This window comes from Pseudomonas gorinensis (assembly GCF_042015035.1).
GTDB classification, from domain to species: domain Bacteria; phylum Pseudomonadota; class Gammaproteobacteria; order Pseudomonadales; family Pseudomonadaceae; genus Aquipseudomonas; species Aquipseudomonas gorinensis.
Genome location: NZ_CP167125.1, coordinates 4,017,257 through 4,040,768 on the forward strand (window position 1 = coordinate 4,017,257; position 23,512 = coordinate 4,040,768).

Below are 23,512 nucleotides of genomic sequence, written 5' to 3' on the forward strand. Positions count from 1 at the left end.
AATGCCGGCCAACTGACGTAGCGGACTTCCCTGTCCAGTCATCAAACGTGCTGACGTACGGTCTGAACGCGACGGCCTCAAGTCAGTGTCAGGAACAGCGCCGAGGTCCAGACCCGGGACTGATCGCGCTGGCGCGCACAGATGAACAACGGATGCTCACGGCCCGCTTGCAGGTTGAGTCGGGCCAGCTCGATCGTGCCTTGCAGCTCGCGCGGCAGCGGCGCAGCGGTGGTTCGTTCAAGTGAGACTTTCAATTCGGCGCCCGGCAACTCTTCGATCACCTGGGACTGCGCCAGCAGTTCTTCGCCGGACAGCTCCATCAGCACCGTCGGCGCATGCACGTAGGGTTGCGGTTCAGACGGATCGCCGACCTTGATGTAGTTGTCGATGCGGCTACGCACCTGCAACCTCGCGCCGACCAACTGCGACAGGTCGATTTCGATACTGTCGGTGTCGCCGTTGGTGTCAGTGCGAAAGGCCAGGGTCGTGGCGTCCTTGCGCCACACGGTTTGCTCCGGATGATCCAGGCCCAAGGCGCGAAAGCCGTTGATCACCGCCCCGGTTACCCGAACCTCGCCGGTCCAATAGGCACCGCGATAACGATCCTTGATCCGCGCGCCGCCCAGGCGCAGGCGAATACGTTGGGTGGAAAAGCCCAGCTCCTGATGCAGGTTGCGCGACCAGATCAGTTGATCGCCATCGAACAAATCCACCTGCTCCCAGCCCGCCTCGCCCAGCAATCGATAGTCCAACGTTGCGTTCGAATCCGCCGTGAACACCTCACCCATGAAGTGCCGGCCCTGACGCAGGCTGGCAAACGAACGCTCGCCGGTGGTGGCAAACGTGCGCCGGGCACGCAGCGCCTTGCCGACACTCGCGCGGTCGAAGCCGTCGGCGACTACGCCGGTCAGCCCGCCGCGCGAACCGAACACGGCCGTGGCCGGTACACCGCCGCCGCAACGGCCCTGATGCTCATCGCTGTTCGCCGCGGCACCGACCCGATAGCCGCGCTGCAGGGCTTCGGCGTAGACCCAATGGAACTGGCCCCAGGCCGAGCCGACTTCGATCAAGCGCTCCAGCTCCGGGTGGTGCCAGTCGAGGTTGCAGCGGCGCCCGCCGACATGGGGCATCATCAGGTGACCTTCCGGGTCTTTCGCATAGGCCGCGTATAACTCATCCACCGGCCAGGCGCCCGGCTTGATGGTACCGGCAGTGAACTCGTTCCACTCAAAAGAGCGCACCAACCGCCCTTGGTTGTCGAACGGAAACTCGGGCTTGCGATCATGCAGGAATACGACATTGCGGTCGCCGCCCGCACAGGAGTTGCCGCACCACTCGGTGCCGGGGTAGCAGACGAAACGGCCGGGCTCGTTGAGTTCATGAATCAGCTTCACCGCCTGATCCCAGCGTTGCTCGGTGATATTGAAGTCGTTGGCGGTATAGCCGAGCACATCGAGGCCGGCGACATCGCGACCGTAACTGAGGTTGTACAGCGTGTCGTTGGTGCCCACGGTGTCATCGGAGTGCACATGCAGGTCGGCGTACAGCGGACGCAATGCGCCGCCGGCCGGGTCGACGCTGACGAAAGCCTGGGCGCCGCGCACGCCAGGCGTTTCCACCTCGGCGGACAATCGCCACTCGCCCACCGCCCCGAGGTCAAACCCCTCGAGCCGCGCCGTCGCCCACCCTTCATTGGCCAGGGTAAACGCTTGTTGGCGCTCGCCGCCTTCAGGGTCGAGCAGGGTCAGCACACCCTTGAGCGGCAGGTTGCGGCACGTGTTGCCCCAGGCATCATCGACCCGCAGCAGCACGTCGAACGCCTCGCCAGCGCTGACCAGCCGCGGCACGATCAACTGCACGCTCTGCGCTGGCCCCGGCACGATGTTCAGCAACGGATCGCCTGGCACCTCGGCAAACTTCGAGCTGCCCAGGGGGTCGATAAACAGCCGGAAACGGAAGTCTTTCTCGACGAAACTCTGCACCCGCGTGCCCGCCCCGCCCTGGCGACGGTCGCCCAGGCGAATGGTGATTTTGTCACCGGGGTTCAGGTAGCCGTCGATGATGTCGATGATGATCGCTTTCTGGAACGGCCGCTCATGCCCCTTCTGGTCGAAGCGCACTTTCAAATGCTGCACCGTGGCCTGGCTCTGGCCAGGGACCAGCTCGCCCGCCTGATACTCGGCGCTGACGTAGTTGGGCCCGGCCGGATTCGAGGTCTGGAACAGCGCCCAGTCGGAGTAGAACTTGAAGGCCAGTTTCAACCACGCGCCGTCGGCCAGGCCGCTGCCTCCCACCTCGTAGACCAGGGTGATTTCATCCCATTGGCCAGCGACCAGCGTGTCGCGATCACAGTGGATGCTGCCCAGGAACGGGCGTTTCTTGTTGCGTTCGTAGAGGCCTTGCGGGGCAATGTAGTGCCCGGCTTCGCGGGGATCGAAAACGTTACTCACATGACACCTCGTGCAGTGGTCCACTGAAGGTTTGAAGACACATGGCGATGCTCACTGCACGCGCCATTTCTGGTAGTGACGCTCGATGCGCCGGAACACAAAACTCTCCATCAGCCAGGCAATCAGACCGATCAGCACGATGCCCAGCAGCACCTGGCTGCTGTTGCCGATCTGCCCGCCCGTAGAGACCATCCAGCCAATGCCTTGGGAAGCGCCGATCATTTCCGCCGCAACCAATGCCCGCCACCCCTGGCTGAAGCCGATGCGCAAGGCTGCGGTCACGAACGGCAATGAAGCGGGTAGATAAACGTGGGCCAGCAGTTGCCCGGCATTGGCGCCCAAGGTGCGTGCGGCGCGGACTTCGCCACCGCGAATGCTCTGTACGCCCTCCTGGATCGTGACGGCCATGGGGAACACCGCTGCGATGAAAATCACCAGCACAATCGAGACATAGCCCAGGCCGAAAATGATCATGATCAGCGGCGCCCAGGCGATGGGTGGGATCGCCATGAACAGGCTGTTGAGCGGCGAGATGAAATCGCGAAAGCGCGAAGACAGGCCACCGGCGGTGCCCAACCCAATCGCCACGAGCACTGCGGCGCAGAAGCCGCCGACTTCTTCCAGGACACTCGCCCTGAGGTGCTGCCACAGCGAACCGTCGCTGAGCCAGCGCACGGCTTCGCGCGCCACATCCCAGGGCTGCGGCAGGATGTAGGTGGGAAAGCGGCTGGCCAGGGCCATCCAGATCAACAGCAGGAATGGCAGCGAAGCCCATCCCCAATTCGGTTTTGGCAAGGACATGACAGGCTCAGACTCAGCGCGAGGCTTTTTCCAGGTAGGAGGTATCCACGATCTGCTCGGTCTTGAGCGTGGTGTCGATAAAGCCCAGCGCGTGGGAGTAATTCATCAGCCGCTGGATGAATTGGATGTCCGCAGCCTGCAAGTCCGCCGACCAGCCCAATCGCGTCCGTGCCTGGGCGACGATGGCCTGCGGGGCAATGGTCTGGCCGTCGGGCCCTTGTACCGCTTCAAGCTTGAACGCCTCGGCGATGATCCGGTTCGACTCGTCAGGATGCTCATTGAGGAACGCGATGGCCTTGCGGTGCGCGCGCAGCAACTTGACCACATCGTCCGGACGTTCCTGCAAGGTTTTCGGCAGCGCGATCACCACGTACCAGGGGTAATTCGGCAGCGCCTGGTTGACGTCGAGCAGAATCCGGCTCGACCCGCGCAGCAACGATTGGCTGACAAAGGGTTCCCAGGAAAACGCCGCATCGACAATCCCGCGCTCCAGTGCCGCGTTCATGTTGCCCGGTGGCATGTCGATGATGTCCAGGTCCTTGTCCGGGTTGAGCCCGGCTTTTTCTTTCAGCACATAGCCGCGCAACAGCACGTCCATGCCACTGCCCTTCTTGACCCCGGCGAGTTTTTTGCCCTTGAGCTGCTCCAGGCTGTTGATCGGGCTCTTGGCGTCGACAATGACCGCGGCTTGCCCGTAGTTGACCTTGGCCAGGATCCGGCTTTGCAGGCCGCGGGAAAACCATTGGTACACCGGCGGTGTGCCGACATAGGCCACGTCCATTTCACCGGCCGCCAACGCCTGCTGGATCACGGGGCCATCGCCCAGGGCCTTGAGGTCGACATTCAAGCCCTCCTCGCGGTAGTAACCCTGCTTGTCGGCGATCAGCGCCGGGGCGTTGGCCATGGCGAACACATACCCCACGCGCAGGGGTTTCTCTTCGGCAGCCACGGCAAATGTGCTGCTTGCCAAGGCGGCAACAGACAAGGAAAGAGCAAGCAGCGAACGTTTGATCATGCGGTTAACTCAGGTTGACGGGGGGTGGGATCAGCGATGGCGTCGGCCGCTTCCATGACGTGGGAAATGCGCTCCATCAGCTCATTGCGGTAATCAAGAAAGGCCGGCAGGCGACGGGTTTTCAGGTTGGAACGCGGACGTGGCAGATGAATGTCCAATTCGCTGTGGATGCCGCCCGGGGCGATGTTGAGCACGATGACCCGGTCGGCCAGGAACACCGCCTCGTCGATGTCGTGGGTGATGAACAGCACCGTCTGGCCCAGTTCGGCCCAGATCCGCAGCGTCTCTTCATTCATGCTGTTGCGGCTGATCGCATCCAGCGCGGCGAAGGGTTCGTCCATCAGCAATACACTGGGCTCCAACGCCAAGGTCCTGGCCAGGGAGACGCGCTGCTGCATGCCCCCCGACAGTTGATGGGGCAAGCGTTGCGCCGCGCTTTCCAGACCGACCAGACGCAAGTACTGCAACGCCTGCGCGCGCTGTTGATCCTCGTTGAGCTGTGCCGTCATCCGCAGGCCGAAACGCACGTTTTCCAGCGCGCTCAGCCAGGGAAACAACTGCGGTGCCTGAAACACATAGCCCAACTCCGAGCGCTCCGGCCGCACGGCGGTCTGGTTGATGCTGATCTGGCCGCTCTGGGGTTGTTGAAAACCCGACAACAGATTCAGCAACGTGGTTTTCCCGCAGCCGGACGGCCCGAGGATCGCGACGAATTCGCCCGGCTTGGCGTTCAGGCTGAAAGCGTCGAACACCCGATGCCCGTTGGGGTAGCTGAAACTGATGGCATCGACCGTCAGGGCGTCGGCTTGCAGCGGTGCGTAAGGCAAGGAGTCGGGCATGGCAAGTATCGTCAGGTCGTTTACAATGGGAATGCCTGACATAATACGTATTAATACAAGTTGTCCCAATAACCTATTTTTATAACCTTAGAAGTGAAGGCGCACCGCCCCACTCCGAGGCCCCTGGAAGCCGACCGTGTCTACGTCCATTCTTCGCGACAGCACCACCTCGCTCTACGAACAGATCGCCCATCGTTTGCTGGAGGAGATTCAGCGCGGTGATTTCGAACCCTCCGGCAAACTGCCTTCAGAAGCCGAACTGGGCGAACGCTTTGGGGTCAGCCGCGTCACGGTGCGCCTGGCGGTGGGCAAGCTCAGCGACGACGGCGTGGTAGAGCGCAAGCAAGGCAAAGGCACGTTCGTCGCGGCGAAACAGGTTCGACATGGCCTGGATGCGTTGCGCAGTTTCCATGAAGCCTTGTTATTGCAAGGACTCAAACCGAGCATGCAGGTGATCAGCCACACGCTGCAGCCTGTTCCGGAAGCCTTGAAGGGATTGTTTGAAGCCGCGCACGATTGCCTGCTGTTGGAGCGCCTGCATTTCGTGGATGACGAACCCATCGCCCTGGGCCGCAGCCACCTGCCGGCCGAGTTGGCCAGTGTGGTCTGGACCGACGTTGAGCATCAACCGATCTATTCGATCCTGGAGTCGATCACCGGCCAGGCCGTCACCCGTGCCGACCTGGCCATTCGTGCGCAAGCCGCCGACGCGAGCCTGGCCAGCACCTTGCACGTCAAACGCGGCGCGGCGCTGCTGGTGATGGAGCGCACCTCGTACTTTGCCGACGGCCGCTGCTGCGACCGCACCACGTTCTTTATCCGTCCGGAACGCTACGCCTTTGTCCTCAGTGGCGTGTTCAAGTCCAGCCCGGCGAAATAGTCGATGTACAGCGCACACCTAGGGCTGGCGCGCCGTTTCCAGGCGTATCGGGGGGCTCATCGAGTGGCGAAGTACATCGTCACTTCAAAGCCAATGCGCATATCGGTATAGGCGGGTTTGGTCCACATGATCATGTCCTCTTATGGGGGGGGCGGTAAGTCAGCTTATTAGAGGCCAGGCCAGAGCGCGGCACTTGACTGGACGTGACAAACCTTCTTGTCATTGCCTGCCAGGCAAGACCACTAAGGCTTCAGGCTCTTGAGCTTGTTAAGCAGCTCGAGCAATTGCGCCAACGACTCTTCACCAAACTGCTCCTGAATCTTCAGGTAGTTGCTTTCCATCCCTGCGCTCATGTCGACGAAGCACTGCTGCCCCTGTTCAGTGAGGGCGATGAACACGCGGCGCTGATCTTCGGATGATTTCCGGCGCCGGACGATACCGTCCCGCTCCAGACGGCTCAGCACGCCGGTCAGACTGGGTTTGAGGATGCACGCCAGGTGCGCCAGTTGATGGCTCTCCAACTCGCCCTGCTGGCGCAGGATCCGAATGACTCGCCACTGCTGTTCGGTCAGGTCATGTTCATTGAGCAACGGCCGAAAGAACGCCATGGTCGCCTCGCGGGCCTGGAGCAAAGTCAGCGTAAGGGACGGTCTAGGGGTTGACATGGTTCCACGCACAGTTGAGGTCGAAGCGTCGAAGCTTAGAGTCGGCGCTACTCCCATGCAATAAGGCCGCCCCGAAAAAACGTTAACCTAGAAACATTTTTCCAAAATATTGCAAAACCACCTACCGCGCACAACGATAACATGTTAACAATATGCCAGCCCTGAGCTGACAGGGGCCATACCCACAAAAACAACAAAAGGAACGTCCCTCATGCATTCGTGCTTCTTACGCACGGCGGCAAGCGCTGGCCTGTGCGCCGCGTTTACCCCTCTGGTTGCCCACGCCGACTTTATCCAGGACAGCAAGGCCAACCTGGACCTGCGCAACTTCTATATGAACCGCGACTTTCGCCAGAGCAACGCGCCGCAGAACCAGGCGCAAGAATGGGCACAGGGCTTTGTGTTGCGCCTGGAGTCAGGCTACACCCAGGGCGTGGTCGGTTTTGGCGTGGATGCCTTGGGTGAGCTTGGGCTCAAACTCGACTCCAGCCGTGACCGTCGAGGTACCGGCCTGCTGCCGGCGGGTGCCAGCGGCGAGCCGGCCGACAGCTACAGCGAACTCGGCCTGACCGGCAAACTACGCGTCTCCAAAACCGTCCTTAAGCTCGGCACCCTGCAACCGTTGTTGCCGGTGGCCGCCTACAACGACACCCGCTTGCTACCGTCGACCTATAACGGTGAGCTGGTGACCTCCCAGGAGATCGACGGCCTGACCCTCAACGTCGGCCGCCTGGAGAAACAGAACCTGCGCGACTCCTCCAACAATGAATCGATGAGTTACGGCGGCGTCACCAGCAGCCACCTGGACCTGGCCGGTGGCACCTACGCCATCAACCCTCATCTGGCGGCGACCTACTACTACGCGCAAATGCAGGACATTTACCGGCAGAATTTTATCGGCCTGGTGCATGACCTGCCGCTGGCCGAAGGCGTGAGCCTGCGCAGCGACCTGCGTTATTTCGACACCCGTGAACAAGGCAGCGCACGGCTGCGCAGCCCTTCCAGGGTCGATGGCGGGCGAATCGACAACCGCTTTTTCAACGGCATGTTCAGCCTGTCGGTGGGGGCCCACAAATTCGGCCTGGGCTATCAGAACCTGTCCGGTGACGGCGACTTTGCCTTCCCGGGCCAAGACCCCTATTCGGTCAACCTGGTGACCATCAACATCTTCACCAAGGCCAACACCGATGCCTGGCAGGCGCGATACGACTACAACTTCGCCGCCCTCGGCGTGCCTGGGCTGACCTTCATGACGCGCTATGTCGACGGCTCGCATGCGCAAACCGCCACCGTGCGCAATGGCCGCGAATGGGAGCGCGACACCGACCTGGTCTACACCGTACAAAGCGGGCCGTTGAAGAACGTCAACGTGCGGCTGCGCAATGCCACCCTGCGATCGAGCAATGGCTTGACCAGCGACATCGACGAAAGCCGCATCATCGTCGGCTACAGCGTGGCGCTGTGGTGATCCCAGGGCTGTGAAATGTGCAAGCCGTTCGCCGTAAAAGCCATTTTTCGGCGACAGCGCTGCAATGATCATGAGTGCAATGACGCCCTGGGAGAAGTCACGATGACGGCCTCACCGCAAACCCGATTGCCGCTGGCGATATTCCCCCGGCGTCATCTGCGCGTAACGCTGAAAGAACCGGCTGAAATAGGCTGGGTCCTTGAAGCCCAGTTGGTAGCAGATTTCGCTGGCGGAACTGCCCGTGAACAGCAGGAGCCGCTTGGCCTCCTGCATCACCCGCTCCAGGATCAAGCGCTTGGACGGCAAATCGGCGATCCGTCGACACACGTCATTGAGGCGTGCCTCCGTGACGCCGATACGGTCAGCGTAATGCGACAGCGGCCAATGTTGCAGGTAATGGTCCTCGATCAACTCATTGAAGCGATGGAAGATCCGCAGGTCTTCATGACGCGCAGGCCGGGCTTGCAGCGAGTTGGCGCAGAGCCGCAGCAGGCTGATCATGATCAAGCGGGTCAAGCTGTCCAACGCCGCACTGCGCCCGGCGCCGGCCATGTTGATTTCATTGCTCAGTTCCTCGAACAGAAACTCCAGCCGCCTGACTTCAGGCGGGAACTGGGCCAGCGCAACGCAGGCCGCCGGCAATTGCGAACCGGGCACCAGCGTCGGGTCAGCATCGACCAGGCCCCAGACCAGTTGCTGGCGCACCGTCAGCACATGCCCGTCAGCGTCCGCTTCGGTGACAAAAGCGTGGGCTACCGTCGGTGGTGTCAGGAAAAACATTGGCCCCGACTCCAGGTATTGCTGGTCATCCAGGTAAACGCGCACCGCGCCGCTCTTGACGTAATGCACCTGGAAAAAACGGTCGTGCCGATGCACGGGCATGTTGCGGCCGAAAAACTCCGCCAGGTTGCCCAGCTTGTCGTAATGCACTTCGGCATCGCTGTAGCGCTGGTCGTACACCTGGCCGATGTTGATGTTGGGGATCGGCTTACGATCGATCATCGCGACGTTCTCTTTTTTATTGGGGGCTCAGCCGGCCTGAAACGCTCATCCTGCGCCGGATTCTAGCCCTGCACCACGCTCGGAAGAGTTTGCCACGCTTGACGATAGTTAACATATTAATTATAACGTTAACAGGTTAACAATAATTCCAGGAGCCGGCCTTGATCCGCTCCGTCACTGCCAGGAGAAAAGCATGAGCCGTGCCCTGCACGATGTTGCGAACGGCACCCTGTTCGGCGTTGCGCTGAACTACCAGGGGTTGCTGAACCAACGTCTCGCCGAATTCGAACAAGCGCCTTACCAGAAGCCACCGGTCAAGCCGGTGCTGTTCATCAAGACGCCCAACACCCGTAATGGCCATGACGGCAGCGTTGTGTATCCCACCGGTGAACGCCTGCAGGCCGGCCCTGCGCTTGGCGTGGTGATCGGTAAAAGCGCCAGTCGCGTCAGCGTTGAGAGCGCCATGGCGCATGTGGCCGGCTACACCATCGTCAATGAGTTCAGCCTGCCCGAAGACAGCTACTACCGCCCGGCCGTGAAGGCCAAATGTCGCGACGGCTTCTGTGCGCTCGGCCCGGAACTGGTCGGCCGCGACCAGATCGGCAATCCCAACCAATTGAGCCTGAAACTGTTCGTCAACGGCGAACTGCGCCAGCAGAACTCTACCGCCAATTGGGTGCGCGACATTCCCCAACTGATCGCCGAAATCAGCGAGTTCATGACCCTGCATGAAGGCGATGTGCTGATCACCGGCACGCCCGAAGGCCGCGTGGATGTGCAACCCGGCGACACGGTTGAAGTCGAGATCAGCGGCCTGGGCCGGCTGGTCAACCACATCAAGGCAGAGGAGCTGTCATGAAACATGCCCGTATTCGCTTTGAAGGCGCCACGCACCAGGTGCAGGTCGAAGCCCAAAACGCCGTGCGCCTGGCAGACGGTCGCCTGCTCGCCGAAGACCAGGTCGAGTGGCTGCCACCGGCCACCGGCAGCATGTTCGCCCTCGGCCTGAACTACGCCGACCACGCCGCCGAACTGGCCTTCAAGCCGCCGACCGAACCGCTGGCCTTCATCAAGTCCCCCGGCACCTACACCGGCCACAACCAGGTGACCTGGCGCCCGGACAACGTCGCCTACATGCACTACGAGTGCGAGCTGGTAGCGGTGATCGGCAAGCCGGCGCGCAACGTCAAGCGCGCAGACGCCCTGGACTACCTGGCCGGCTACACGGTGTGCAACGACTACGCGATCCGCGACTACCTGGAAAACTACTACCGCCCCAACCTGCGGGTGAAAAACCGCGATGCGACCACGCCGGTGGGCCCGTGGATCGTCGATGTCGCCGATGTGCCAGACCCCGGCAACCTGAAACTGCGCACCTGGATCAACGGCGAACTGCGCCAGGAAGGCAGCACGAAAGACATGATTTTCGACATCCCGTACTTGATCGAATACCTGTCCAGCTTCATGACCCTGCAACCCGGCGACATGATCGCCACCGGTACGCCCGAAGGCCTGGCCGATGTGGTGCCAGGGGACGAAGTGATCGTGGAAGTGGAAGGCGTGGGTCGCCTGGTTAATCGAATTGTCAGCGAGGCGGACTTTTTCGCCGCCCGTAAAGAGGCTTGAGCAATATGATCAAACACTGGATCAACGGCCGTGAGGTCGAAAGCAAAGACACCTTCGTCAACTACAACCCGGCCACCGGCGAAGCCATCGGTGAAGTCGCCAGCGGCGGCGCCGAGGAAGTCGCGCAAGCGGTCGCGGCGGCCAAGGAAGCCTTTCCGAAGTGGGCAGGCACACCGGCCAAGGAACGTGCGCGCTTGATGCGCAAGCTCGGTGAGCTGATCGAACAGAACGTGCCGCATCTGGCCGAGCTGGAAACCCTCGACACCGGCCTGCCGATCCATCAGACCAAGAATGTGTTGATTCCCCGGGCGTCCCACAACTTCGATTTCTTCGCCGAAGTCTGCACCCGCATGGACGGCCACAGTTACCCGGTGGACGACCAGATGCTCAACTACACCCTGTACCAGCCGGTGGGTGTCTGCGCGCTGGTATCGCCTTGGAATGTGCCGTTCATGACGGCCACCTGGAAGACCGCGCCTTGCCTGGCACTGGGCAATACCGCGGTGCTGAAGATGTCCGAGCTGTCGCCGCTGACGGCCAATGAACTGGGGCGCCTGGCGCTCGAGGCCGGCATTCCCAAGGGGGTGCTGAACGTGATCCAGGGCTACGGCGCCACCGCCGGGGATGCGCTGGTACGCCATTCGGACGTGCGGGCGATTTCGTTCACCGGCGGCACCGCCACCGGCAAGAAAATCATGCAGACCGCCGGCCTGAAAAAATACTCGATGGAACTGGGCGGCAAGTCGCCGGTGCTGATCTTCGAAGATGCCGACCTGGAACGCGCCCTCGACGCCGCGCTGTTCACGATCTTCTCGCTCAACGGTGAACGCTGCACCGCCGGCAGCCGGATCTTCATTCAGGAGAGCGTGTATCCACAGTTCGTCGCCGAGTTTGCCGCGCGCGCCAAGCGCCTGATCGTCGGCGACCCGCAAGACCCGAAAACCCAGGTCGGCTCGATGATCACCCAGGCCCACTACGACAAGGTCACCGGCTACATCAAGATTGGGATCGAGGAAGGCGCCACCCTCCTCGCCGGCGGCCTGGAACGTCCGGCCAACCTGCCGGCGCACTTGAGCCGCGGGCAGTTCATCCAGCCGACAGTGTTTAGCGACGTGAACAACCAGATGCGCATCGCCCAGGAAGAGATCTTTGGCCCGGTGGTATGCCTGATCCCGTTCAAGGACGAAGCCGAAGCACTGCAACTGGCCAACGAGACCGAGTACGGCCTGGCGTCCTACATCTGGACCCAGGACATCGGCAAGGCGCATCGTCTGGCCTACGGCATCGAAGCCGGCATGGTGTTCATCAACAGCCAGAACGTGCGGGACTTGCGCCAGCCATTTGGTGGGGTAAAAGGTTCCGGCACCGGCCGTGAAGGCGGCCAGTACAGCTTCGAAGTGTTCGCCGAGATCAAGAACGTGTGCATTTCCATGGGCAGTCATCACATTCCACGCTGGGGTGTGTGACCCGGATACAACACCGCTTCCGGTAGGAGCGAGCTTGCTCGCGAAGAATCCGCAGGCACCGCTGGCTAACAGAAGTGCTGCGTTATCGTTGACGTTTTTCGCGAGCAAGCTCGCTCCTACAAAAGAATAAATATTCAGGAGAATCATCATGGGCGAAGTCGTCCTGGCCGCAAAGATCTGCCACGTCCCCTCGATGTACCTGTCGGAACTGCCCGGCAAGCACCATGGTTGCCGCGAAGCGGCCATCGCCGGGCACAAGGAAATCGGGCGCCGTGCCCGTGAACTGGGGGCCGACACGGCGGTGGTGTTTGACGTGCATTGGTTGGTCAACAGTGGTTACCACGTCAATTGCGGCGAGCACTTCAAGGGGACGTACACCAGCAACGAGCTGCCGCACTTCATCAAGAACATGGCATACGACTACCCCGGCTGCCCCGAGCTGGGCGAGTTGATCGCCGCCGAAGCCAACCTGGCGGGCGTGCGCACCATGGCCCACAACATCCCGAGCCTGGAACTCGAATACGGCACCCTGGTACCGATGCGCTACATGCACATGGACGTGCCGGACGCGCAGAAATTCGACGTCATCTCGATTGCCGCCTGGTGCGCCTGGCACCGCCTGGAAGACAGCTTCACGTTTGGCGCCGCGGTGCGCCGGGCCATCGAGAAGAGCGACCGCAAAGTCCTGGTGCTGGCCTCGGGTTCCCTCTCCCACCGCTTCTCGGACGACCGCGAAGCCGAAGCCAATATCCACAATTGGACCCGTGAATTCGACAAGCAGATGGACCTGCACGTCGTAGAGATGTGGAAGCAAGGCCGCTTCAAGGAGTTCTGCGCGATGCTCCCGGACTACGCCGAACACTGTTTCGGCGAAGGCAAGATGCACGATACCGCGATGCTCCTGGGCCTGCTGGGCGGGCCGGACTACCACCAGCCGGCAGAGATCATCACCCAGCCGTTCGGCAGTTCCGGCACCGGCCAGATCAATGCCATTTTCCCCCTCTGATCCGGGAGCCGCACATGCCGCACTTCATTGCTGAATACACCGACAACATCGAGCAGCACGCCGACCTGCCCGCCCTGTTCCAGAAGGTCCACACCGTGCTGGGCGACAGCGGCGTATTTCCCCTCGGCGGCATCCGCAGCCGTGGCGTGCGCCTGGACACCTGGCGCATGGCCGACGGCAAGCACGACTACGCCTTCGTCCACATGACCCTCAAGGTCGGCCACGGACGCGACCTGGCGACACGCAAGGCGGTCGCCGAAAGCCTGTTCGAGGTGATCACCCAGCACTTCGCCGAGCTGCAATCACAACGCTTGCTGGCGTTGTCGTTCGAGATGATCGAGCTGCACCCCGAGCTCAACTTCAAGCAAAACAACGTGCATGCCTTCTTGAAAAACCAGGCGAGCTGAACAGCGCTCGCCTTCCGCCAACGGCCACTCAAAAAAAAGTACAACATCATGAGCACAGCCAATACCGCCGACAGCACCACCCTGCTCGAACACCAGCGCACCCACAGCGTCGTCACCTGGCGCCTGATGCCGTTGTTGCTGATCTGTTATCTGTTTGCCCATTTGGACCGGATCAACATCGGCTTCGCCAAGATGCAGATGAGTGCCGACCTGCATTTCAGCGACACCGTGTACGGCCTCGGGGCCGGACTGTTCTTCATCGCTTACGCGCTGTTTGGCGTGCCCAGCAACATCGCCCTCGACCGGGTCGGGCCACGGCGCTGGATCGCCTGCCTGATGGTGGTCTGGGGGGTGCTCTCCACCAGCATGCTGTGGATCGAAAGCTCCACCGGTTTCTACGTGCTGCGCTTTTTGCTGGGGGTGGCCGAAGCGGGCTTCTTCCCAGGGATTCTGGTGTTTCTCAACCGTTGGTACCCGGCGCGTCGTCGGGCGCAAGTCACCGCGCTGTTTGCGATTGCGGTGCCCATGGCCGGTGTCATCGGCGGGCCATTGTCGGGGGCGATCCTGGAGCACTTCCATGACTTCGGCGGCTTGCGCGGCTGGCAGTGGATGTTCCTGATCGAAGGCGCCCCCGTGATCCTCCTCGGCCTGGTGGTGCTCAAGTGCCTGCCGGACACCTTCGAGACGGTGACGTGGCTCAATCCGCTGCAAAAGCAGCAACTGCGCACGCAACTGAGCAGTGAGGAGCAGCGTAAGTCGATCACCTCGTTTGGCGGCATTCTGCGCGACCCGCAGGTCTGGTTGCTGGTGGCGATCTATTTCGCCGTGATGCTCGCAGTCAACACCCTCGCGTTCTGGATGCCGACCCTGATCCACGGCGCCGGTATCGGCCGCGACAGCCAGGTCGGCCTGCTCAGTGCGGTGCCCTACCTGGCCGGGTGTTTCTTCATGATCGGGTGCGGACGCTCATCCGACCGCAACCGTGAACGGCGCTGGCACCTGTGCGTGCCCCTGCTGATGTCGGCGATCGGTATCGCCGTGGCCGGGCTGTCGCCGACCAATCCGACCTGGGTACTGAGCGGCCTGGTGATCGCCGGCATGGGGGCCAGCGCCGCCCTGCCGATGTTCTGGCAGTTGCCGCCGGCCTTCCTGTCCAACAGCACCCAGGCGGCGGGGATTGCCCTGATCAGTTCGTTTGGCAGCATCGCCTCGTTCCTCGCGCCCTACCTGATCGGCTGGATGCGGGACACCACCCAGAGCGCCAGTCTGGCCTTGTATGTGCTGGCCCTGTTTATCGCCCTGGGCGGTTTTTTGGTCCTGCGCACCGACGCGGCCATCGTCAATCCACAGTAAGAGAACTTCGTCATGCTCGATCAACAGCAGATTCTGCAAGCCGCCGCACAACTGGACCGGGCCGAGCGCTCCAGGGAACAGGTGCGGCAATTTTCGCTGGATTACCCGGCGATCACGATTGACGACGCCTACGCGATACAACGCGCCTGGGTCGCGCAGAAGATCAAGGACGGACGCAAGCTGGTCGGGCACAAGATCGGCTTGACCTCCCGCGCGATGCAAGTGTCGTCGAACATCACCGAGCCGGATTACGGCGCCCTGCTCGACGACATGTTCTTCGACGAAGGCACCGACATTCCCTTCGAACGCTTTATCGTGCCGCGCGTCGAGGTGGAGCTGGCGTTCATTCTCGGCAAGCCGCTCAAGGGCCCGAACTGCACGATTTTCGATGTGCTCGACGCCACCGAATGGGTCATCCCGGCGCTGGAAATCATCGATGCGCGCATCCAGCAGGTCGACCCGCAGACCCAGGCCACGCGCAAGGTGTTCGACACCATTTCCGACAACGCCGCCAATGCCGGTGTGGTCATGGGGGGCCGCGCCGTGCGCCCGACCGAGATCGACCTGCGCAAGGTGCCTGCGGTGCTGTACCGCAACGGCGTGATCGAAGAATCCGGCGTATCCGCCGCCGTGCTCAACCACCCGGCCAAGGGGGTGGCCTGGCTGGCGAACAAGCTGGCGCCCTATGACGTGACCTTGCAGCCTGGGCAGATCATCCTCGGCGGCTCATTTACCCGTCCGGTGGCGGCCAACCCCGGCGACACCTTCCATGTCGACTACGACATGCTGGGCTCGATTGCCTGCCGATTTGTCTGACCCTGGAGGACCGTTCATGGAGATGCCCATCAACCGCTTCAAGCAGCGCCTGTGCAGCGGCGAAACCCAGATCGGCCTGTGGCTCGGCCTGGCCGATGCCTATTGCGCGGAGCTGGCAGCCAATGCCGGGTTTGACTGGCTGCTGATCGACGGCGAACACGCCCCCAATGACCTGCGTGGCATGCTCGGCCAGTTGCAAGCCATTGCGCCTTACGCCAGCCAAGCGATCATTCGCCCGGTGGTCGGCGATAGCGCACTGATCAAGCAACTGCTGGATATCGGCGCGCAAACGCTGCTGGTGCCGATGGTCGAAAGCGCCGACCAGGCACGGGAGCTGGTACGCGCGATGCACTATCCGTCCCAGGGTATTCGTGGGGTGGGCAGCGCCCTCGCCCGTGCGTCGCGCTGGAACAGCATTCCCGGCTACCTGGACCAGGCCGACGCACAGATGTGCCTGCTGGTACAAATCGAGAACCTCGAAGGCCTGGCCAACCTGGACGCGATTGCGCAGGTCGACGGCGTCGACGGGGTGTTCATTGGCCCGGCGGATTTGAGTGCGTCGATGGGTTACCGCGGCAACCCAGGGCATCCCGCCGTGCAGGCGGCGATCGAAGACGCCATCGCGCGAGTTCGCCAGGCGGGCAAGGCCGCGGGTATTCTCAGTGCGGACCCGACCCTGGCCAGGCGCTATATCGAACTGGGCGCTGCGTTCGTGGCGGTGGGGGTCGACACCACCGTGCTGATGCGCGGCCTGCAAAGCCTGGCAGCCACGTTCAAGGATAGCGTGGCGCCGCTCAAGGCCGGCGGTGTGTACTGACCCCGCGTCGTCGTTTCAACACGCCCACCCGGACGCAACAGGTGGGCTGACACTCAACGCTTGATGGTCTTCAACTCATCGAGCAACCCCAGCAGCGTCTGCAATTTCTCTTCGCCGAACTGCGCTTGCAGGCGCTGGTAGTTCTCTTCCATGCACTGGCTCATGGAGTCGAAGCTGGCCCAGCCTTTGTCTGCCAGGGTCACCAGCACCCGCCGCTGGTCCTGCTCGGCCTTGCGACGATGAACCAGGCCGGCGGCCTCCATGCGTACCAACACACCGGTCATGCTCGGCTTGAGAATGCAGGCCAACTCGGCCAATTGGTAGATTTCCAGTTCCTCGTGCTGGCTGAGAATGCGGATAACCCGCCATTGTTGCTCGGTCAGGCCGTGCTCATTGAGCGAGGGGCGGAAAAAACTCATGGCCGCTTCGCGGGCCTGCAACAGGGTCAATGTCAGGGATTGTCGAGGTTTGAGCATGGGTCTGGGCATCAGGCTTCAGTTAGTTAATGTTTTAACGAAACTCTACCACTGTCCTCTTCGCCACGCGCGATAACTTGTTTCACTGCCCCCGCCACTGGCGCGCCGGGCCAACCCGTAATTTTGTAGGAGCGAGCTTGCTCGCGAAAAACTCACAGGCGCCGCGTTGATTCAGGAAACACGCGCTTGTTGTGGCGAGCGGGCTTGCCCCGCGTTGGGCTGCGAAGCAGCCCCAGAACCAACCGCTGAGGAGTGCCTGATACTCCGCGTTCCGATTGAGTGGGGCTGCTGCGCAGCCCAACGCGGGGCAAGCCCGCTCGCCACAACAAGCCCCTCACCACAACAAGCCCGCTCGCCACAGTTATCGTGTTCTTCCTTAACTGACTGGCATCACCAGGATGCAGGCTCGACGACCACTGCTTCCCTGCCCGTTGCGCACTCACACCACCTCGGCCATCTGCTGCAAATGGCTGGAGCGAAAATCCTTGGGCGACACCTCGAACTGCTTCTTGAACGAGCGGCTGAAGTGGGCTGAATCGGTGAAACCCCACTTGTAGGCAATCGAGGTGATCGACTCGCCACGCAGGAACGGATTGGCCAGGTCATCGGCACTGCGCTTGAGCCGTGCCCGCTGGATGTAGCGGCACACACTGTCGTCCTCGGCTTCGAACAGTCGGTACAAATGCCGCACCGAGATATTCAGGCGATTGGCCAGGCCCACCGGGCTCAACCCCGGCTGGTTGAGCGACTCATCAATGACCTTCTGCACGTAGCTGCGCAGGTTCACGCCCTGTAACGCGCCGCAGTCGTCACTCGCCTCCTCCTGCTGCGCAAAGGCCGAACCCAGCAGCGCGACCAACGCCGACTGCAATGCCAGGCCCTCTGCCTCTGCCGCCTCGCCTTCCAGGGCGTCCGTACACAGTTGGTCCATCAGCACATGCAGCATGCGCCCGCAGGCTTTGCTCGATGAGATCTTGCCGAAGGTGCGCGGCCGCGCGCCAAGTTGCTTGCACACTTCATGACGGGACAGGCACAGGGAGGCGTGCTCGATCAGCCCGAACGGGGTGATCTCGATGGAGCCCACCGAGTCCATCAACAACAATTCGCCTGGGCCCAGGCGAATGACCTGGCCGTCCTGGGCAATCTGGCTATAGCCGCTGCGTTGGCTGACCAGAAAACATTGCTGGTCGTCATCGTGGTCAGCGCAGACCTTGGGGCGCTTGATCAGGCCCGCGTTGGTGCGCAAGTGAGCCAGGGGCAGCCCGCCACGGTAACCGGACGAGATACTGCCGATAAACAGCGAGCGATTGAAGGCCAGTTCGGTATTGAAGTGACCGCAGATCGCGCGCAGATCGCGGGTCCAGGTGTCGAGCCCCTCTTGTCCAGCCGACTGCATGATCATGGTTATGTCCACCTTGGTTTTTGTTGTTGTTGTCGCGCAATAGTTAACATGTTATCTAAGTGCGCGCAACACATCCGTCTTAACCAAAGCGATTGCACTAATGGTGCCAAAACCTGCGATCAGAGCGCGGCCAGCACGCGTTGGAAATGCAGCAAGGTCGCGACTAACCCATTGCGCTGATCGGCGCTCAGCGGGATGTAGCGACGAAACGCGGGCATGCGGTTGACCACCTCGCTGCCGCCCATATGCTCCAGGCGTACGCACCACTGGCCGGCCCGCAACTCAATGCGCAGGCGCTTGAAATCCAGAGGCATCAACGCCCGCAGCAAGTCCCCGTCAGGCTGCAACAGCGCCAGCAGTGCAGGGTCGCCGCTGCGTTGCCGACAACGAATACCGGTACGCCGGACGGCCCCGGTGTGGTGCAGTTCAAAACTCGCGGTGCCCTCTCGCGAAGCAGGCACGCGCAGCAGGAACTCGGTCATCACCAGGTGCATCAGCAACTGGGACTCGGTGCGTTCGACAATCTCCACGTGCAACTGGCCATCCTGCAACACGGCCTCGGCCGTGGCCGACGCGGTGTGCTGGAAATGCGCCAGGCCGAGGTTACGGCGCAGGTGCTCCAGGGTCACCCCAGGGCGATACCCCGCCGGGGTATGCCGGGCGCTGAACCGCTCAAACAGTTTTTGCAGCATGGCGCTGATACTCGGCATGAGGCTGGGTCGGTTCATGGGCGAACTCGTTGGTCAACACCTCTTCCACCGAGGCCGGTTTGAACGGATTGACCTTCTGCACCACCAGGGTCCAGAACAAGGCATACGCCGCGGTGCCGACCAGCATTACGCCAAACGGAATGTAGATGTCCGCCGGGTTCATCCCCGGTGGCGTGATAAACCACATGCCCAGCAGGATGCCGAGGCTGGATAGGATCTGCGGCAACGGAAACCACGGCGAACGATAGGCGCGCGGCAGATCCGGGCGGCGGATACGCAGGCTCACCACCGAGATCGTCACCAACAGGTAGGCAAAGCTCCAGGCACACACGGCGGCCAGCACCAGGTGCATGATGTTGTCGGTGTTGCCGCCCAGGTACAGCGCGTGCAGGCAAGGAATCAGCATCGCCACCAGGATGCACAACAGCGGGGTCTTGAAGCGTGGGTGCAGGTAGGTGAAGACCTTGGGCAACGCGCCATCCACCGCCATGCCGTAGAGAATGCGCGGGACCCCGGCCATCAAGGTGTTGATGGTCGCGGCCCCGGCAAACAGAAAGCCGATCCCCAGCCACATCGGGCCGATGCTGCCCATCACCTGCTCCGCGAATTTCGGGATCGCCATCGGTGTATCCAACAGGTGCACGCCCGTGGTGGCGTCGAGCAGCACGTTCTCCACCTGGCGCTTCATCGCCGCGCCATAAATGAACATGCAACTGGCGACGCCGAGCAGCCCCAGCATCATCGCCTTGGGCATGACCCTGGCCGAATTGCGCAGGTCCGGCGCCAACGGCGTGACGAACTCGCAGCCGACGAACATGAACATGGCCATGCCCACCAACGACAGGATGGTGGTCATGTCGGTGCCCACCTGCGATACCCCGAACCAGCCCTCCAGTGGCACCACCGGCGCCGCGATCAGCCCCAGCACACCAAACACCATCAAGGTGGTCCACATGCCGAAGGTGAGGATGATCTCGGCCTTGCCAAACACACTCACGCCAAAGGCATTGAGAATACCGAACACCAGCACGAAACCCACCCCGAGCAACCACGAGCCGCCGGCCGACTCCGCCAAGGTATTGAGGTGTTCGAAGTTCACCAGCGCCATGACCCCGGAAAGGATGGTTTCCGCCGTGCCGGCAAACACATGCACGATCAGGTAGGCCGACAAGGTGCCGGTGATGGCGAAGAACCGGCCCATGCCGCAATTGATGTAGTCGTAGACCGAACCGGTGGTCGGCAGGATCGACGCCGCTTCAGCGAAGGTCGTCGCCTGGGCCAGCATCATGACCACCGCAATCAGCATGGCCACCGCAAAAGCGCTGCCGCCGATACCAAACCCCATGGTGGCGGTGAGAATCACCGGGCTGGCCATGATCAGGCCGATGGTACTGGCGAGCGCCGTGGGAAAGCCCACCGTGCCCTGTTTCAAATGCTGTGTGAGCCGGTCATTGATCGACATGGTGCGGATCCTCGAAAGCGGATTTCTTGGTGGATGTATCGAACCGTTCAAGGCGCCGGCGATGAAGCCTTCCCCAGCCAGTCCCTGATCGAAACGGGATCGAGTACACCATCACTGTGCGCCCCTCCCATCCTGGTCGTCTTGCCCATGTCTGCCTTTGGTTTTGTTGCTGTCTGCCAAGGTGCACGGCTTGGCTGGCAGGGTCAATTGCGTGGCACGCAGGTGAAAGACTTGCCCCGCTCGCGGTTGCCCTAATGCGCCATCGCTGTCCAACCCTGCAGGGGAACGTAACAATGGAGCAAACGCTGAAAACTCGCTCACTGTCCAAGGCCGTTGGTCTGGGTATAGCCCTTTTGATCGCTGATTCATCGGCCCAGGCCTATGAGCTGTATGCCGATGACGACACCCATCTGAATGCTGATTTCCTTTCGGTATACGGGATGTTCAACAGCCGTAACAACTACGACGGTACGCCCGGGGGTTCAACCTGGCGGGAGGGTTTCATCAAGTATGGCGTGAGCGGCGACCAAGGCCTGGCCGGGTTCGGCACCGGCTACGGCGCACTCAACTGGGTCAGTTCCGGCACCTGGGGTGACGGCGATGCGGCGGGGAATACCGACGGTTCGGAACGCACGACCAAAATCGAAGATGCGTACCTCGGATGGCGCTCCGCCGATCTGTTCCCGGCGCTTGGCAAGGACGGCATCGATTTTTCCGCCGGTCGCCAGGTGGTCAAGGTCGGCAGAGGGTTCCTGATCAACGACGACGGTCCTAATCTGGGGAAAGGCCCGGCCGACGGCGCGTTGAATCGCGGAGGCGCCTACTACCTCGCGGCGCGGCACGCCTTCGATCGCACCGCAGTCCTGCGCCTGGGCGGGCAGGATGGCCTGCATGGCTCGGTGTTGTGGCTCAAGTCCGATAACCGCGCCCAGGCGGAAACCGAGCTGGCGGCGGGCACCCTCGACTACACGGCTGCCGCCGGTACGCTCGGCCTGACCTGGGTCCACGGCATTGATGTCACGGACCAATGGGCCAGCGACTTCCAGAAACAACGCGAAGGCCTGAATACCTACAGTCTGCGCGGCGAAGGCAACGCGGGCATGGAAAACGCCAGTTTCGCGTTTGAATACGCCTGGCAAGACAAGGATGCCGGCCCTCAAAAAGCCTGGTATGCCGAAGCCGGCTATACCTTCGCGGACGTGACCTGGTCACCGAAACTGACCTACCGCTACACCCGTTACTCGCAAAAATGGGACCCACTGTTCACTGGGCTAAGCAGCGGTTACGGCACCTGGTTCCAGGGTGAAGTGGCCTCCAATTACGCAGGTCCCTTCAACAGCAACACCGGTATCCAACATGTCGGCCTGAAGGCGACCCCATTGGAAAACCTGACGGTCGGCGCGTTGTACTTCGACTTCAATACCCTACGCAAAAGCGATGCACTGAATCTCGATGCGAGGGAGCTGGATCTGTATGTGGAATGGGCGGTCAACAGCCACCTGATCATCAGCCCTTTGGTCGGCATTTATCAGCCAAAAAAGGATGAGACCACGGGTGGGAACCAGGTGGGCGGCAACGCTACCAACGTCTACAGCCAGCTAACGGTGGCCGTACCGTTCTGATCCCATTCAGGCGCTGCCGGGTGCAGCGCCTGAACAGGCTTACTGTTTGTGCTGATGCAACATCGTCTGAATCTGATGCGTCGCCTGGCGGGTATTTTCCGCCAGCTTGCGGACTTCATCGGCCACCACTGAAAACCCGCGCCCGACCTCTCCTGCCCTGGCCGCTTCGATAGCGGCATTCAAGGCCAACAGGTTGGTCTGGTCGGCGATGCCCTTGATGACGCTGACCACCGTCGCAATCTGGCCATAAGTCGCCTGACTCTGCTCAAGCAACTGGTGATGGGTGGCCTTGGCTGACTGCTCATCGCTGATATCCCGTACCGCGCCGATCACCCGGGTCAAGCGTCCCTGCTGATCGCGTACCGCTCGACCCCGCTCTCGACACCAGATGTAGCCACGCGTCTTGTGGCGCATCCGGTATTCAAACACGTACTCACCACTGCCGTGCATGCCGAGAATCTCACGGTCAAAGATCGCCATGATCTTCGGCAAATCGTCAGGATGAGTGATGCTGACTTGAGCATCCCAGCCGTCGGGCAACTCATGCGGGGAATACCCCATGAGGAGGCGAAATTGATTGAAAATCCGCATCCGGCTGCCGGGGTCCTGAACGTCACCGTTGACCACGGTGATGTCCCAGCAGCCCTCGGTGAGGGTTGACTGCAACAGTTCCCAGATTTGCGCCTCCTGCAGATGCTGACGTGACAGCTGAATGTGCTGTTTCAGCTCGGCCTCCAGTGCCTCCTCGCGTTGCCGGCTTTGCTCGACTTGCTGGCGAAAGGCTTCAAGCGCTTGTTCACCGCATTCCAATCGAGCGGCCTGATCCATGGCTCGTTCATCGGCCGCAAGAAGCCGTTGGTTGGCATGGGCTCTCTGCTGCGCGAGCTGTTCCAGACATGCCTGCACGCTCGGATAAGCGGCCAGCGCCTGCATCTCATCCGCCTCACCGGCAAGCAACCGGTTGAGGGTTTCAGCGAGCGCCTGCATCGGTTTACTTTTCTTGAAGAACATCAGTCTGTCCTTTGCCAATCGAGTCGATACTCAGAATCTGATAGCAAACCGATGCGGATTACTTGTACGAGACTGCTAAGGCATTTGCTCCTGTCTGCCATAAAAAATCTATGGTCCCCCCCATTTTTGCAATACTGATTAACGGGCGATGTGGTTGGCTTGCTTAAATCTATCCGGCGTCTGTTTGGGGCTTGCCCCAGCGCCACGATGAGAGTCGC

23 protein-coding genes are annotated in these 23,512 nt (G+C 61.5%); 11 read left to right on the forward strand and 12 right to left on the reverse strand.

What is annotated here, in order from left to right; genetic code table 11:
- Window positions 1-77: 77 nt before the first annotated feature.
- Genes AB7933_RS18265 through AB7933_RS18280 form a run of 4 tightly spaced genes read right to left on the reverse strand, consistent with a single transcriptional unit; the run spans window position 78 to window position 5,105 of the window.
- Window positions 78-2,450, reverse strand: coding sequence for a hypothetical protein (locus tag AB7933_RS18265; protein ID WP_024075623.1), 2,373 nt, complete (start codon window positions 2,448-2,450; stop codon window positions 78-80).
- 51 nt (window positions 2,451-2,501) lie between these two features.
- The gene (locus AB7933_RS18270; RefSeq protein ID WP_024075624.1) at window positions 2,502-3,251 is read right to left on the reverse strand and encodes an ABC transporter permease; all 750 of its coding nucleotides are present in this window, start codon (window positions 3,249-3,251) and stop codon (window positions 2,502-2,504) included.
- Window positions 3,252-3,264: 13 nt separating this feature from the next.
- The gene (locus AB7933_RS18275; RefSeq protein WP_024075625.1) at window positions 3,265-4,266 is read right to left on the reverse strand and encodes an ABC transporter substrate-binding protein; all 1,002 of its coding nucleotides are present in this window, start codon (window positions 4,264-4,266) and stop codon (window positions 3,265-3,267) included.
- Window positions 4,263-5,105 (reverse strand): ABC transporter ATP-binding protein, encoded by an 843-nt coding sequence (locus AB7933_RS18280; RefSeq protein WP_041160945.1) that lies wholly within the window; start codon window positions 5,103-5,105, stop codon window positions 4,263-4,265. The genes AB7933_RS18275 and AB7933_RS18280 overlap by 4 nt, the downstream gene beginning before the upstream one ends.
- A gap of 136 nt (window positions 5,106-5,241) precedes the next feature.
- Here AB7933_RS18280 and AB7933_RS18285 point away from each other — a divergent pair, with 136 nt between their 5' ends.
- The gene (locus tag AB7933_RS18285; protein WP_024075627.1) at window positions 5,242-5,985 is read left to right on the forward strand and encodes a GntR family transcriptional regulator; all 744 of its coding nucleotides are present in this window, start codon (window positions 5,242-5,244) and stop codon (window positions 5,983-5,985) included.
- Window positions 5,986-6,041: 56 nt separating this feature from the next.
- Here the strand turns inward: AB7933_RS18285 and pqqA are convergent, their stop codons facing one another.
- Window positions 6,042-6,113: a pyrroloquinoline quinone precursor peptide PqqA gene (gene pqqA / locus AB7933_RS18290; RefSeq protein WP_081329280.1), complete on the reverse strand. Its 72-nt coding sequence runs from the start codon at window positions 6,111-6,113 to the stop codon at window positions 6,042-6,044.
- 114 nt (window positions 6,114-6,227) lie between these two features.
- On the reverse strand, window positions 6,228-6,650 hold the full coding sequence (gene hpaR / locus AB7933_RS18295; RefSeq protein ID WP_024075628.1) for a homoprotocatechuate degradation operon regulator HpaR: 423 nt from the start codon (window positions 6,648-6,650) through the stop codon (window positions 6,228-6,230).
- Between the two features lie 211 nt (window positions 6,651-6,861).
- Between hpaR (AB7933_RS18295) and AB7933_RS18300 the strand changes: the two genes are divergently transcribed.
- Window positions 6,862-8,118 carry an OprD family porin gene (locus tag AB7933_RS18300; protein ID WP_024075629.1) on the forward strand — a complete coding sequence of 419 codons (1,257 nt, stop codon included), beginning with the start codon at window positions 6,862-6,864 and terminating at the stop codon, window positions 8,116-8,118.
- 111 nt (window positions 8,119-8,229) lie between these two features.
- On the opposite strand, the gene hpaA is transcribed toward AB7933_RS18300, so the two are convergent.
- Window positions 8,230-9,120 carry a 4-hydroxyphenylacetate catabolism regulatory protein HpaA gene (hpaA, locus tag AB7933_RS18305; RefSeq protein ID WP_024075630.1) on the reverse strand — a complete coding sequence of 297 codons (891 nt, stop codon included), beginning with the start codon at window positions 9,118-9,120 and terminating at the stop codon, window positions 8,230-8,232.
- Between the two features lie 193 nt (window positions 9,121-9,313).
- Between hpaA and AB7933_RS18310 the strand changes: the two genes are divergently transcribed.
- The 8 genes from AB7933_RS18310 (at window position 9,314) to hpaI (ending at window position 16,611) form a co-directional block, all read left to right on the forward strand.
- Complete coding sequence (locus AB7933_RS18310; protein ID WP_024075631.1) at window positions 9,314-9,979, forward strand: fumarylacetoacetate hydrolase family protein; 666 nt, start codon at window positions 9,314-9,316, stop codon at window positions 9,977-9,979.
- A complete protein-coding gene (locus AB7933_RS18315; RefSeq protein ID WP_024075632.1) occupies window positions 9,976-10,746 on the forward strand; it encodes a fumarylacetoacetate hydrolase family protein in 771 nt (256 codons plus the stop codon). Before AB7933_RS18310 ends, AB7933_RS18315 begins: the two co-directional genes overlap by 4 nt.
- 5 nt (window positions 10,747-10,751) lie before the next feature.
- Complete coding sequence (gene hpaE / locus AB7933_RS18320; protein ID WP_024075633.1) at window positions 10,752-12,212, forward strand: 5-carboxymethyl-2-hydroxymuconate semialdehyde dehydrogenase; 1,461 nt, start codon at window positions 10,752-10,754, stop codon at window positions 12,210-12,212.
- A 148-nt stretch (window positions 12,213-12,360) separates the two neighbouring features.
- Window positions 12,361-13,218, forward strand: a complete 858-nt coding sequence (hpaD, locus tag AB7933_RS18325) for a 3,4-dihydroxyphenylacetate 2,3-dioxygenase (protein ID WP_024075634.1) — start codon at window positions 12,361-12,363, stop codon at window positions 13,216-13,218.
- 14 nt (window positions 13,219-13,232) lie between these two features.
- On the forward strand, window positions 13,233-13,625 hold the full coding sequence (locus AB7933_RS18330; protein WP_024075635.1) for a 5-carboxymethyl-2-hydroxymuconate Delta-isomerase: 393 nt from the start codon (window positions 13,233-13,235) through the stop codon (window positions 13,623-13,625).
- 48 nt (window positions 13,626-13,673) lie between these two features.
- Entirely contained in the window at window positions 13,674-14,978 is a 1,305-nt protein-coding gene (locus AB7933_RS18335) for an MFS transporter (RefSeq protein WP_024075636.1), read from the forward strand.
- Between the two features lie 12 nt (window positions 14,979-14,990).
- Window positions 14,991-15,794 (forward strand): 2-oxo-hept-4-ene-1,7-dioate hydratase, encoded by an 804-nt coding sequence (gene hpaH, locus AB7933_RS18340; protein WP_024075637.1) that lies wholly within the window; start codon window positions 14,991-14,993, stop codon window positions 15,792-15,794.
- A 16-nt stretch (window positions 15,795-15,810) separates the two neighbouring features.
- The gene (gene hpaI / locus AB7933_RS18345) at window positions 15,811-16,611 is read left to right on the forward strand and encodes a 4-hydroxy-2-oxoheptanedioate aldolase (protein ID WP_024075638.1); all 801 of its coding nucleotides are present in this window, start codon (window positions 15,811-15,813) and stop codon (window positions 16,609-16,611) included.
- 53 nt (window positions 16,612-16,664) lie between these two features.
- Here the strand turns inward: hpaI and hpaR (AB7933_RS18350) are convergent, their stop codons facing one another.
- From hpaR (AB7933_RS18350) to AB7933_RS18365, 4 genes are all read right to left on the reverse strand, one after another.
- Window positions 16,665-17,087, reverse strand: a complete 423-nt coding sequence (gene hpaR, locus AB7933_RS18350; RefSeq protein ID WP_024075639.1) for a homoprotocatechuate degradation operon regulator HpaR — start codon at window positions 17,085-17,087, stop codon at window positions 16,665-16,667.
- 439 nt (window positions 17,088-17,526) lie between these two features.
- The gene (gene feaR, locus AB7933_RS18355) at window positions 17,527-18,489 is read right to left on the reverse strand and encodes a transcriptional regulator FeaR (RefSeq protein WP_024075640.1); all 963 of its coding nucleotides are present in this window, start codon (window positions 18,487-18,489) and stop codon (window positions 17,527-17,529) included.
- Window positions 18,490-18,608: 119 nt separating this feature from the next.
- The gene (locus tag AB7933_RS18360) at window positions 18,609-19,181 is read right to left on the reverse strand and encodes a DUF3156 family protein (protein ID WP_041161224.1); all 573 of its coding nucleotides are present in this window, start codon (window positions 19,179-19,181) and stop codon (window positions 18,609-18,611) included.
- Window positions 19,162-20,661 carry an APC family permease gene (locus tag AB7933_RS18365; RefSeq protein ID WP_024075642.1) on the reverse strand — a complete coding sequence of 500 codons (1,500 nt, stop codon included), beginning with the start codon at window positions 20,659-20,661 and terminating at the stop codon, window positions 19,162-19,164. The genes AB7933_RS18360 and AB7933_RS18365 overlap by 20 nt, the downstream gene beginning before the upstream one ends.
- 293 nt (window positions 20,662-20,954) lie before the next feature.
- On the opposite strand from AB7933_RS18365, the gene AB7933_RS18370 reads away from it, so the two are divergent.
- Entirely contained in the window at window positions 20,955-22,283 is a 1,329-nt protein-coding gene (locus AB7933_RS18370) for a hypothetical protein (RefSeq protein ID WP_024075643.1), read from the forward strand.
- 39 nt (window positions 22,284-22,322) lie between these two features.
- Here AB7933_RS18370 and AB7933_RS18375 read toward each other — a convergent pair whose 3' ends face one another.
- Entirely contained in the window at window positions 22,323-23,294 is a 972-nt protein-coding gene (locus tag AB7933_RS18375; protein WP_024075644.1) for a methyl-accepting chemotaxis protein, read from the reverse strand.
- Between the last annotated feature and the right edge of the window lie 218 nt (window positions 23,295-23,512).